Source organism: Pseudoalteromonas sp. BMB, from assembly GCF_001709235.1.
Lineage (GTDB): Bacteria > Pseudomonadota > Gammaproteobacteria > Enterobacterales > Alteromonadaceae > Pseudoalteromonas > Pseudoalteromonas maricaloris.
On record NZ_MBQA01000013.1, the window covers coordinates 111,514 to 124,079 of the forward strand.

The 12,566-nt window shown below is 42.8% G+C and carries 11 protein-coding genes; 7 read left to right on the forward strand and 4 right to left on the reverse strand.

The window, feature by feature from the left end; translation table 11 throughout:
• Positions 1-7 precede the first annotated feature (7 nt).
• From BB427_RS01755 to pseB, 3 genes are read right to left on the reverse strand one after another with little or no spacing between them, the layout of a single operon-like run.
• The gene (locus BB427_RS01755) at positions 8-889 is read right to left on the reverse strand and encodes an aldo/keto reductase (protein ID WP_069018751.1); all 882 of its coding nucleotides are present in this window, start codon (positions 887-889) and stop codon (positions 8-10) included.
• A complete protein-coding gene (gene pseC / locus BB427_RS01760; protein ID WP_069018752.1) occupies positions 886-2,028 on the reverse strand; it encodes a UDP-4-amino-4,6-dideoxy-N-acetyl-beta-L-altrosamine transaminase in 1,143 nt (380 codons plus the stop codon). Before pseC ends, BB427_RS01755 begins: the two co-directional genes overlap by 4 nt.
• Positions 2,025-3,026, reverse strand: coding sequence for a UDP-N-acetylglucosamine 4,6-dehydratase (inverting) (gene pseB, locus BB427_RS01765; protein ID WP_039492537.1), 1,002 nt, complete (start codon positions 3,024-3,026; stop codon positions 2,025-2,027). The genes pseC and pseB overlap by 4 nt, the downstream gene beginning before the upstream one ends.
• 223 nt (positions 3,027-3,249) lie before the next feature.
• On the opposite strand from pseB, the gene BB427_RS01770 reads away from it, so the two are divergent.
• Both BB427_RS01770 and BB427_RS01775 read left to right on the forward strand, forming a co-directional pair.
• Positions 3,250-4,035: a flagellin N-terminal helical domain-containing protein gene (locus tag BB427_RS01770; protein WP_039492535.1), complete on the forward strand. Its 786-nt coding sequence runs from the start codon at positions 3,250-3,252 to the stop codon at positions 4,033-4,035.
• Positions 4,036-4,183: 148 nt separating this feature from the next.
• Positions 4,184-5,623, forward strand: a complete 1,440-nt coding sequence (locus BB427_RS01775) for a sigma-54 dependent transcriptional regulator (protein WP_069018753.1) — start codon at positions 4,184-4,186, stop codon at positions 5,621-5,623.
• Positions 5,624-5,891: 268 nt separating this feature from the next.
• On the opposite strand, the gene BB427_RS01780 is transcribed toward BB427_RS01775, so the two are convergent.
• Positions 5,892-6,491, reverse strand: a complete 600-nt coding sequence (locus BB427_RS01780; RefSeq protein ID WP_069018754.1) for a DNA-3-methyladenine glycosylase I — start codon at positions 6,489-6,491, stop codon at positions 5,892-5,894.
• A 236-nt stretch (positions 6,492-6,727) separates the two neighbouring features.
• On the opposite strand from BB427_RS01780, the gene BB427_RS01785 reads away from it, so the two are divergent.
• The 5 genes from BB427_RS01785 (at position 6,728) to fliG (ending at position 12,566) form a co-directional block, all read left to right on the forward strand.
• Positions 6,728-7,828 carry a sensor histidine kinase gene (locus BB427_RS01785; protein ID WP_069018755.1) on the forward strand — a complete coding sequence of 367 codons (1,101 nt, stop codon included), beginning with the start codon at positions 6,728-6,730 and terminating at the stop codon, positions 7,826-7,828.
• Entirely contained in the window at positions 7,825-9,204 is a 1,380-nt protein-coding gene (locus BB427_RS01790; RefSeq protein ID WP_069018756.1) for a sigma-54-dependent transcriptional regulator, read from the forward strand. Before BB427_RS01785 ends, BB427_RS01790 begins: the two co-directional genes overlap by 4 nt.
• Positions 9,205-9,461: 257 nt before the next feature.
• Positions 9,462-9,794: a flagellar hook-basal body complex protein FliE gene (fliE, locus tag BB427_RS01795; protein ID WP_010369155.1), complete on the forward strand. Its 333-nt coding sequence runs from the start codon at positions 9,462-9,464 to the stop codon at positions 9,792-9,794.
• 20 nt (positions 9,795-9,814) lie between these two features.
• Entirely contained in the window at positions 9,815-11,533 is a 1,719-nt protein-coding gene (gene fliF, locus BB427_RS01800; protein ID WP_130126591.1) for a flagellar basal-body MS-ring/collar protein FliF, read from the forward strand.
• Positions 11,526-12,566 (forward strand): flagellar motor switch protein FliG, encoded by a 1,041-nt coding sequence (gene fliG, locus BB427_RS01805; RefSeq protein ID WP_010369151.1) that lies wholly within the window; start codon positions 11,526-11,528, stop codon positions 12,564-12,566. Before fliF ends, fliG begins: the two co-directional genes overlap by 8 nt.

A 12,566-nucleotide genomic window follows, 5' to 3' on the forward strand; every position in this document is an offset into this window, starting at 1 on the left:
CTATTCGTTATGGCCACAGTGCGGGGTTGGTTAACGCTAAATCATCCACACTCAAATCTGGCAAGTCACTTGAAGCTATGTGAATCGCATTCTCAAAAGCTGATAGTATGTCAGTAAGCTCTCGAGCCTTATTTACTCCAACAACACAGTGATCTATCGCTTTTTGCTGTAATACATAAGCGAGGCTAATAACTAACTTGGAGGTATTGAAGGTCTCTGCGAGTTTTGAAATCTGTTCAAGGTTGCTTATCCAAGGCTTGAAGTAAGGCGGTACTTTGTCAGATTCCATCAAAAGCAACCCCTGTAGAAATATACTTCGAGCATGAACTTCAATTCCTCGTTGTCGGAATTGAGCTAACCATCCTGTCTGTTCAAAGTATCTGTCCAATACATTGTATGGTAGTTGAACTAGATCAAGCTGATAAAGTGATAAGAGCTGTTTACAGTCAGCATTGGCATACATCGATACACCTAGCTTTGAAATTTTTTTTTCACTTTGAAGGGCTGTTAGTCTTTGCCAGATTGCTTCTACTCCGGGCTTTAGGAGATCTGCACTTTGGTGAAATAACACGCCGTATAAAGAGTCGGCGCCGAGTTCCTCAAAAGCACTTTCAATATATTGCAGGTAATGGTCTACATCCGACTTTTCGAAGTAAGCTTTGTTGAGCGGAGGAAGTTTCGTGATCAGATTGAAATCACGTTTGGCTACATGATGATCGTTTAGGACGTTGTGACTATTGCCGTAACCGATAGCAGTATCAATCAAGTTGATATTATTTTTTTCAGCAATCTCTAGAATTTGAGCCACTTCTGCTGTGCCCGGTCTGCCATCAAAATTACTCACTCCATAATCTAAACCAAATTGAACGGTACCTAGTGCTAACTTCATAATAGCTCCGACAATATGGACGAGATGTAAGCAATATCTTGTGTTGTCAAATTAGGGTGTAGAGGCAAAGTAATGGCACGTTTATAGTACGCTTCCGCATTGGGAAAATCACCTTTTTTAAATCCGAGAGACTGGTAAAACGGCTGTAAATGAATCGGGATATAATGGACGTGTGCAAACACTCCCTTATCGCGTAAATGTGTGACCACGTATTTTTGGTCCAAGCCTTCAGGTAGCAGCACGATATAAAGGTGATAGGAGGAGCGACGATTAGATAGCCGAGTTAAATGGCAAAACTGCTTAGGCAAATTATCACTGTAAATCTCAGCCAACTGGTTTCGCCGAGTAACAAAATCTTCTAGGCGCGACATTTGACTTAGACCGAGAGCTGCTTGTATATCTGTCAGTCGATAATTAAAGCCTAAAGATTGCTGTTCATAATACCAAGGACCGTGACTTTGCTGGAGTAATTCTTTTGGATCAGAGGTAATACCGTGGCTTCTAAATGACTTGGCTCTGTGTGCTAATTGTCCATGCTTAGTTGTAAGCATGCCTCCTTCAGCACTTGTGACAATCTTTACTGGATGAAAGCTAAATACGCAGATATCACTGTATTTACAGTTTCCTACAGGTTCCCCTTTGTAATTCGCACCGATAGCGTGGGAGGCATCCTCTATTACTTTAAATCCATATTTTTTCGACAGTTCAGCAATTTCATACATATCGCAAGGCTGACCTGCAAGGTGCACTGGAATGATAGCTTTGGGTAATTTATTTTCAGATTTTGATTGCTCAAGTTTTTTTGTCAAAGCTTGAATCGACATATTACCCGTTTGGGTGTCTATATCAACAAAGTCGATGCTTGCACCGCAATATAGGGCACAGTTACTACTTGCTACGAATGAGACTGGTGATGTCCAAACGATATCATCTGGACCGATTTCTATTGCTAAGCACGCTATGTGCAAAGCTGAAGTAGCACTATTACATGCGATAGCATGTTCAACATTGCAGTGTTGCGCAACTTTTAACTCAAAATCTTGAACTTTAGGGCCTTGGGTTAGCCAGTCTGACCTTAGAACTTCAATGACAGCATTTATATCATCTTGATTAATATCTTGTCTGCCATATGGGATCATTTAATTGCCTCAATGTTAAATGCCAATATTTCTTCAACAGACATATAATCAGGGTTATCGAGAGAGTTAAATTCGAAGTTAGTACTAACAGGGTGGCCTTTTTCGCCAATTGCGTTGATCGTAAAGTCGTTACTTCGACTACTGAACTTTATACCCGGAGCGATAACGAAATGATCGTCATATTCAAAAGTATCAAAGCATAAGTCTGCAGGACACATTACTTCGTGAAGTTTTTCGCCTGGACGTATACCAATAATTTTCTGCGGTAAGTTGGGGGCCATCGCGGTCGCCAAATCCGTAATCTTTATGGAAGGTATCTTTGGAACGAAGATTTCACCACCTAGCATCCGCTCAAAATTCTTCAGTACAAAGTCAACCCCTTGCTGCAGGCTTATCCAAAAACGGGTCATTTCAGGGTGTGTGATAGGAATGTGATCTTTACCTTCATCAATGAACTTTTGAAAGACAGGAACTACAGAGCCTCTGGAGCAGACAACATTGCCATAACGGACAACGGAAAAAAGAGTTTTATGTCCACCTGCAATATTGTTCGCAGCGACGAAAAGTTTATCTGATGCGAGCTTCGTAGCACCGTATAAATTAATTGGATTTGCTGCTTTATCTGTAGAAAGTGCGATAACCTTTTCTACATCATTATCTAAAGCGGCTTCAATCACATTTTCAGCCCCATTAATATTGGTTTTAATACACTCCATAGGATTATATTCAGCAGCAGGAACTTGTTTCAATGCAGCGGCATGAATGACGTAGTTGACGCCTTGCATTGCTCTTCGTAACCTATCTTTATCTCGTACATCTCCGATAAAGTATCGCATGCAGCGTTGATTAAACTCTTGTTGCATCTCAAACTGTTTTAACTCATCTCGAGAAAAGATAATGATTTTTTTAGGCTTGTATCTCTCGAGCAAAGTTTTTACATATTTTTTGCCAAAAGAGCCTGTGCCGCCGGTTATTAAAATGGTTTTATTATCAAACATAGGGTGTCCACCTACAGGTGCAATCAAAACTTTACAGTATCGAGTATCGAAACTGCTCTAGATATCTCACCGATACAATAAATTAGCTACTACTCAATACTTTATATCACTTCTATGTGTTTTGCAGTATTTATGCCAGTCATTGCAGGAAATTTAACGGCTATGGTGACTTTTTGCTCACAATAGCGTAGATTTAACCTAATGATAGTGAATGGGGGTATATATGAAAATCCAATCACAAAGTACTGCTTTTTTTAATCGTACGGAGCAGACTGCTAATAAACTCAATCAACAGCTGGCTTCTGGTAAGAAGGTTAATTCTGCTGCAGACGACGCTGCGGCTTTGCAGATCATTAATCGTTTGACGTCTCAACAGGACGGCTACAGTCAATCTATTCGTAACGCATATGATGGTATCTCGTATTCGCAAACTGCTGACTCGGCATTATCTGGTGTGAATGATGCGGTTTCCCGAATTAGAGAATTATCGATTCAAGCTGGTAATGGGGCGCTGACAGATAGTGACCGTCAAGCATTGCAAGAGGAAGTATCGCAGTTGCAAACGCAAATCAGCGAAACGTTTGAAAACACTACATTTGGTGGAGCACAAATTTTTGACGGTGAGTCTCGTAGTTTTCAGGTAGGTCCCGACGCTAATACCACTCAGTCGCTACAGCAGACTGATGGTGGTTTTGCCAGTGCAATATTGAGTGTGGACATTTCGACGCAGGCGGGCGCACAAGCTGCCATTGATGCGGCAGATACAGTCTCTGAGGATTTAAACAGCCAACGCGCGGAGCTTGGCGCATTTGAAAATGCGGTATCTAGTACAATTCGCTCGGCAAGTAACCAACGTGAGAACATTGCGGCGAGCCAAAGTCGAATTCAAGACACCGATTACGCGCAAGCGGTGAGCGATCAAGTTGCCAACGATATTTTATCGCAAGCTTCTATTGCTTTGCGTGGTCAAGCTAATCAGTCTGCATCATCGGTACTAGGTTTATTATAAATTAATACCAAAGTATTGATATAGAACAGCTCTAGTGGCGATTTTTTGGCGTTAATGTCAAAAAGTTGCCACTTAGGTATTGCATCCCCCTTAATCTCTCTTACAATCTAACTATTGAAAAAGTTTTAAGTAGATTGGTTCTCAAGCAATGGTCTTGATCTTAGATAACAACAACAAAAGAGCGATCGGATTAGGTGCGGCACTTAGTTTTGTCGGTCAAGCAAATGAAGTGCTGGCCGAAGAGCGTTATGAGCCCAAGATCCTTGATAACAACCAAGAACCAATTTTTGTGCTAGGCGCTTTGCAAAGCTTAACACACGAAGCGTTGATAAAATCTCATCCCGCCGTCCCGTTCTTATTAATAGGTGAAACGCTCAGGCCGCTACTTGCATTACCGAATGTAATAGGGCTTATCACCGAACCCTTTGGGCAAGAAGTCACGATGCAATTGCTACATGACTGTCAGCAATATTTACGTATGCTTCCAAATAAAGAGAACAAGCTACTAAATAAGAGCTTTGATGGTTTAGTTGGGGAAACCGAAGCGGTTAAAAACGTTCGTTTCTTGATTTCTCAAGTGGCTAAAACCGACGCCAATGTCCTTATTTTGGGTGAATCGGGAACCGGTAAGGAAGTGGTTGCACGTAACGTACACTTATTGTCTAAACGTGCGCAGGGACCATTTGTGCCAGTTAACTGTGGTGCTATCCCTGGAGAGCTGTTAGAAAGCGAGCTTTTTGGTCATGAAAAAGGTGCGTTTACTGGCGCGATTTCAGCCAGAAAAGGGCGTTTTGAACTTGCGCAAGGAGGTACGCTTTTTCTCGATGAAATCGGTGATATGCCACTGCAAATGCAGGTGAAATTATTACGAGTTTTGCAAGAACGCACCTATGAACGAGTCGGGGGCACAAAGCCTATTCAGGCGGATGTTCGTGTGATTGCCGCGACGCACCGGAATCTTGAAACCATGATTGAAGATGGCAAGTTTCGCGAAGACTTATTTTATAGACTCAATGTATTCCCCATTGAAAACCCCTCTTTAAACGAGCGTGCGGAAGATATTGCGCTACTGCTAAAAGAACTAACGCGTAGAGTAAATGAGCAAACGGGCAATTCGGTTAAGTTTACGGATAGAGCCGTAGACAGCTTAAAGTCACACGCTTGGCCTGGGAATATTCGAGAGCTTGCGAACCTTGTGGAACGAATGGTGATTATGTTCCCGGACAAGGTTGTCGATGTGACGGATTTACCACAAAAATACCGCTATATAGAAGTTGAAGCGTTTGAGCCTGAATATCCAGAAGAACTATTAGAAAAAGATGCGTTCAACGAACTATTTAGCGATGGTTTTAGTGACGATGAAGAGGACATGGTCGCGGAAGATTTTGCGCCACAAGCACCGAATGTTGGCTTACTGCCGGACGAGGGGATAGAGTTAAAAGAATATTTAGCAGAGCTTGAAATTGATTTGATCACTCAAGCTTTAGAGCGCTACGATTATGTGGTTGCTCGCGCGGCTGAAATCTTGGGCGTTCGCCGTACAACATTAGTTGAGAAGATGAAAAAGTATAATCTCAATCGTGATTAATAGTTCATCAATTACTACCTAACCTGAACTCGGGATAAGAAGTAAGTTAATCCACTAAAATCACTAAATTCAAAAGCGAAGTATCACTCTAGCCAGAAGTTATTTCTTAATACAAGGCAAATTTGTGCGTCAATAGCTGGCCTATTGCAAGCAAATTTAACACAGTAGTAAGGGATAACAGCTGCTAGAGAACAAGTTGTTATTCCAAGTTCAGGTTACCTAATCAACTCAGCAAGGCCGCTTAATACGCGGCCTTGTGTTTTATTGTTTAAAGTCGAGTAAAATCCAAGTCTTGATAACCGGCAATAATGGTTTGTTTGCAAAAACAGTTATCGGCATGGTCGTTAACCATGCCGCAAGCTTGCATATGCGCATACACGGTGGTTGAGCCTAAAAACTTAAACCCACGTTTTTTTAAGTCCTTGGCAAATTTGTCACTGAGTTCACTGGTGGCAACGGCATCGTGTTTGTCACGCATGGGGTTGATAACAGGCTTGTAATTAACAAATTGCCACTGGTATTTTGCAAAGCTGCCAAACTCTTGCTGAATTTCAATAAATCGCTTAGCGTTGTTTATCGTGGCTGCGATTTTTGCACGGTTTCTGATAATTCCGTCAAATGCTAATAGCCGCTCGACATCTTGCTCTGTCATCTGGCTCACTTTGTGTACATCAAAATCGTGGAATGCTTTTCTATAGCCTTCACGTTTTTTCAAAATGGTATACCAGCTTAAGCCAGCTTGTGCAGATTCCAATGTGATAAACTCAAACAAGCTCTGGTCATCTAGTACAGGTCTTCCCCATTCCTTATCATGGTATTCAACATAATCGGGTTTGCTCTCGTCTACCCAGTGGCATCGTATTGTCATTGTTGGCTCTCTTCTATCTAATTGTGAATATGAATAAGCTAAATGATTTACTACGCCAACTACTCATTGCGGCATCACATTTGGCTTTCAAAAACTCTAGCATAATGCTGTATATAAAAACAGTGTCAATAAATTGATATTGTTAAGTGTTATATAACTCTATGTTTTAAATGAAATATAAAGTTGGATCGTTTTTTGCTTTTATCCATTGAGTTTATTTTTAAGAGAGCGGAAAAATGGCATTAGCACATGTTATTAATCCACAATTTGTACCAACGACGAATCGCTACAATCCCTGTTTGCTGCAAGAAGCCTACGTCGGTGAGCTAAGCGACCTTAGGCAGCAGGCGAGTTGGTTAAGCCATCTTGTTGATACTATGCCTGCGGGTGTCGTGGTACTTGATGGTCAAGGTATGATTGCCAAGGCGAATCAAATTGCGATGGATATGTTGGGTGAACCACTCGAAGGTGAAAAGTGGTTTAGCGTTATTCAGCGTTCATTTCGACCACAGCAGGACGATGGTCATGAAGTCTCTCTTAAAGATGGCAGAAGAATTAAGTTAGATATTACCGCGCTAACACCAGAACCTGGGCAACTCATTTTGATGACAGATCTCACCGAGACGCGCCGGCTTCAAAGCCGTGTTGCGCATATGCAAAGGTTAAGTGCGTTAGGAAAAATGGTTGCTTCATTGGCGCATCAAGTGCGTACGCCGTTATCGGCTGCGATGTTATATGGTGCAAACCTAGGTGCAGCTAATCTTCCTTCGGCTTCTCGAGAAAAGTTTCACGATAAGTTGATGTCCCGGTTAAAAGACTTAGAAAGCCAAGTTAATGACATGCTGTTGTTTGCTAAAAGCGGTGAGCAACAAGTGGTTGAGCGAGTGTCAATGCAACAGTTATTGAGTGAAGTCAAAGCGGGTGCTGACGCTATGGTTGAGCTTAACCAAGCAACATTGGAAGCATTTTTACCCGAGCCAGATATCGAAATATTAGGTAATCGTACTGCGCTTGCAAGTGCGATCCAAAACCTGATCCACAACAGTATTCAAATAATTGGCAGTGCGGCACACATTGAACTTAATGCAGAGCGCGAGCCGTGTGGCGAGTATGTACGTATCTCAGTTGTTGATAATGGACCTGGCATTGATGAAACCTTAGTAGACAAGTTGTTTGAACCATTTTTTACAACTAAGTCGCAGGGGACTGGGCTAGGACTTGCGGTGGTTAATTCGGTCGCTATCGCGCACAAAGGGTTTGCGCAGGCAGACAATGTTGAAGGTAAGGGTGCGCGTTTTAGCTTGGTACTACCACTAATTGAGGCGGAGGAACTATGAGTAACAGAGTTTTAGTTGTTGAAGATGATGCTGGTTTAAGAGAAGCACTCATCGATACATTGCAGCTTTCAAATATCGAGTGCGTAGAAGCAAGTTGTGCGGAACAAGCCGTTTTATTGCTAAAGCAGGAAACCTTTTCTTTGGTGGTGAGTGATGTGCAAATGGGTGCCATGAGTGGGCTTGACTTGTTAAAGACCATTAAACTCAACTATCCCGAATTACCGGTATTGATGATGACAGCATACGCGACCATTGATGATGCGGTCGAAGCGATGAGATTGGGTGCCATCGACTATATGGCTAAGCCATTTGCGCCTGAAGTATTGCTCAATATGGTTGGACGTTATCTACCTGAGAAGGAAAAAGAGACAGACGGCCCCATTGTTGCCGATCCAAAGAGTATTAAACTACTTGAACTGGCCGCAAAAGTAGCTAAGTCGGATGCCAGCGTTATGGTACTTGGACCGAGCGGTTCAGGTAAAGAAGTGTTGGCTCGCTATATTCACGATAAATCCGACAGAGCAGACGAGCCTTTTATCGCAATTAACTGCGCTGCAATCCCAGAAAATATGCTCGAAGCGACCCTGTTTGGTTACGAAAAGGGGGCATTTACAGGTGCCATTCAGGCGTGTCCAGGTAAGTTTGAACAAGCACAAAAGGGAACGATTTTGCTTGATGAGATCACAGAGATGGATTTGGGATTACAAGCAAAATTACTTCGCGTGTTACAAGAGCGGGAAGTAGAGCGTTTAGGCAGTAGAAAAACCATTTCACTGGACGTCAGAGTGTTGGCAACCAGTAACCGCGATTTAAAAGAAGCGGTGGAGGATGGGGTATTTAGAGAAGATTTATATTATCGCCTCAATGTTTTCCCGCTAGAGTGGTTGCCACTGAAGGATAGAGCGGGTGATATCGCGGTGTTAGCCGAGCATTTGTTGGTAAGACATACGCAAAAAGCAGGCAAGCCAACACCTATATTAAGCAGCGGTGCAAAGCACAAGCTCAGTTCGCACAGTTGGCCTGGAAACGTAAGAGAGCTAGATAACGTTATTCAACGTGCCCTGATTTTGTTCCAAGATAATGAAATTCAAGAAGATGATATTTTTATCGAAAATTTCTCACCGATGGCTTTGATTGAGTCTGCACCACTTGTAAATCATGAAGCATCAGCTTTAATGGAGCGCTCTCAAGGTGAGGATGAGATCATTAGCTATAAAGATGAGCTACAGGATAAAGAACACCAAATTATTTTAGATACGCTGGCAAAGTTTAATGGTAAACGCAAAGAGGTGGCGGAGGTATTAGGTATGAGTCCTCGCACGCTTCGCTATAAGCTGGCAAAAATGCGAGACTTAGGGATTGCGCTACCTGCTTAACCTAAGTTACCTGAGCTTAAAAACAATGAGTTAGCTTATTTCTTTTCCAAACCTCAGGTTAAGCTTTATCTGTTAATTCAAATTTACTCAGGCGCCTATAAAGATCAGCAGATTTTAGGCGCCTAGTTTTCACTTCTATGCACTGCCAATTTTTCGACATGATTAAAATGTTATAAGGTGTTGAAAATAAAGGGTTTTAAGTTGGCACGTTTTCTGCTTTATTGCAGGTAACTAAGAGTTATTTTGAGTAAAGCATCATGAAAGTACAATCATCAGCGCTATTTCAAGAAATGCAGGCAATGGCTGCAGAAGCGACGAGAAACACACAGCCATCAGTGCAGCCGGTTAAGACTGCGGCATCTTCGTCGGCTCAGTTTGGCGATTTACTCTCAGACGCACTTAATACGGTTCATGGCTTACAACAAGAAGCGAAACAAAAAGTCACCGCTGTTGAAATGGGTGACAGAAGCGTTTCTCTTGCAGAAGCCATGATAGCGAAACAAAAATCGTCGGTCGCTTTTGAGGCAACAGTGCAAGTTCGTAATAAACTTGTTGAGGCCTATAAAGAAATCATGAGCATGCCAGTTTAATTGAGTGACTGTGGAGAGTAATCGTGGCTACTAATCAATCAACAGATCTTACGCTTTCCGATGCAGCGCTGAATAATGACAGCGGTTCGGATGAGCAACAAGAGCAAAAATCAGGCTACTTCAGTGCGCTAAGCGGTGTTGATATGTTGCGCCAGGTTACTCTGGTTATTGCCCTTGCTATTTGTTTAGCAATCGCAATCTTTATTATCATTTGGGCGCGCCAACCAGATATGCGCCCACTTGGTAAATATCCAACAGAAGAACTCGTTGAAACGTTAGACTTTTTAGACCAACAAAAAATTGAATACCAATTAGATGGTAATACCATTTTAGTCGCTGAGTCGGACTATCAAGACATAAAACTACGCATGGCGCGTGACGGTTTTACCCAGTCTCCGAGTTCTGGCACTGATATTCTGATGCAAGATATGGGTTTTGGTGTTAGCCAACGTCTTGAAAGAGAGCGCTTAAAGCATAGCCGTGAGCAACAACTTGCAAGAACAATTGAAGAGTTACAAGACGTAAATCGTGCAAAAGTGTTGCTTGCAATACCAAAAGAAAACGTCTTTGCGCGTCGCGAGAAAAAGCCCTCAGCAACCGTAGTTATTACCCTTAAACGTGGCAAAACGCTTGGCGGCGAAGAAGTTGATTCAATCGTAGACATCGTGGCATCAGCGGTACAAGGCCTAGAACCTTCACGCGTGACCGTCACCGATCAAAACGGTCGTCTACTCAACTCTGGTTCTCAAGACTCTTTAGCTGCACGCTCGAGAAAAGAGTATGAAATTGAGCGTAAGCGTGAACAAGAATATCTAGAAAAAATTGATAGCATCCTGATCCCAACTGTAGGTCTTGGTAACTTTACTGCGCAGGTTGACTTAACGATGGACTTCAGCGCAGTTGAAGAAACGCAAAAACGTTATAACCCTGATTTACCTGCGGTTCGTAGCGAAACGACGTATGAAGAAAATAATATTGGTGGTTTAGCTGTGGGTATTCCGGGGGCGCTGACTAATCAACCTCCTATAAACTCAAATATCCCAGAGATTGCGGGTCAAGGCGGCAATGGTCAAAGTGCAACACCAAGCAGTAATCAAAAAGAAGCAACCCGTAACTATGAGTTAGATACCACTATTAGCCATAAACGTCAGCAAACTGGGGTTATTCGCCGGATCAGTGTAAGTGTGGCCGTTGACTACCTCGCAAAACCTGATGCTGAAGGTAACATGGCAATGGCGCCGCGTACGCAAGAAGAGTTAAATAATATCCGTCGTTTGCTACAAGGTGGTGTGGGCTTTGATATGCAGCGAGGTGATGCGTTAGAGGTAGTGACTGTGCCATTCGTACGTGAAGACCTCACTGAAATGCAAGAGATACCACTTTGGGAGCAAGATTGGTTCCAAAAGACAATCCGTCTTGCAGCAGGTACCTTAGTGATCATTGTGCTAATCTTAGCGGTAGTACGACCTATGCTTAAGCGTCTAATTTACCCAGATGATACGCTTGAAGATTTTGATGAAGATGCGTTGACCAGTGGTGTAGATTTAGGTGACAGTACACTCGATATGCTAAATAACGAATTCGATGAGTCTGCGGTTGGCTTCTCTTCTGACGGTAGATTACAATTGCCAGACTTACATGGCGACGAGGACTTACTCAAAGCAGTACGTGCCCTAGTTGCTAACGAACCAGAACTCTCATCACAAGTTGTGAAAGCGTGGTTGACAGAAGATGACTGATCAAGAACAAAAACAATTGCCCGCAGCCTTTGACGTTGACAAGCTAGATGGCGTCGACAAGGCTGCCATCTTACTGCTTAGTTTGACTGAAGAAGATGCGGCTCAGATTTTGAAACACTTAGAGCCAAAACAAGTGCAAAAGGTCGGTATGGCAATGGCCTCCATGGATGACCTATCTCAGGCTAAAATAGCAGCTGTGCACAATTTGTTTATCGAACAAATTCAAAGTTTTAGTACAATTGGTTTCCAATCGGAAGATTTCATTAAGAAGGCGCTAACCGCAGCACTTGGTGAAGATAAAGCGGCAAGTCTTATTGACCAAATCGTTATGGGCTCCGGTGCAAAAGGGTTGGATTCGTTGAAGTGGATGGACTCGAAGCAAGTTGCCAATATTATCCGCAACGAACACCCGCAGATCCAAACGATTGTATTGTCTTATCTCGAGCCTGAGCAATCCGCCGAAATCTTGTCTCAGTTTCCTGAGAAAGTACGCTTAGATTTAACAATGCGTATTGCAAACTTAGAAGAAGTACAACCTGCGGCACTGCAAGAACTCAACGAGATCATGGAGAAGCAGTTCGCTGGTCAAGCTGGTGCACAAGCAGCGAAAATGGGTGGCTTAAAAGCCGCTGCAGATATCATGAACTACTTGGATACCAATATTGAAGGTCAGTTGATGGATTCAATCCGAGAACATGACGAAGAAATGTCGCAACAAATTCAAGACCTCATGTTTGTGTTTGAAAACTTGATGGATGTCGAAGACAGAGGTATCCAGGCTATTCTGCGTGAAGTACAGCAAGACGTACTGATGAAAGCAATTAAAGGCGCGGACGAATCTTTAAAAGAAAAGATTATGAAGAATATGTCTAAGCGTGCTGCTGAGATGATGCAAGATGACCTTGAGGCTATGCCTCCAGTGCGGATCAGTGAAGTGGAAGCTGCACAAAAAGAAATTTTGGCAACGGCTAGACGTTTGGCTGACTCAGGCGAAATTATGCTTGGTGGCGGTGGTGGTGAGGAGTTCCTATAA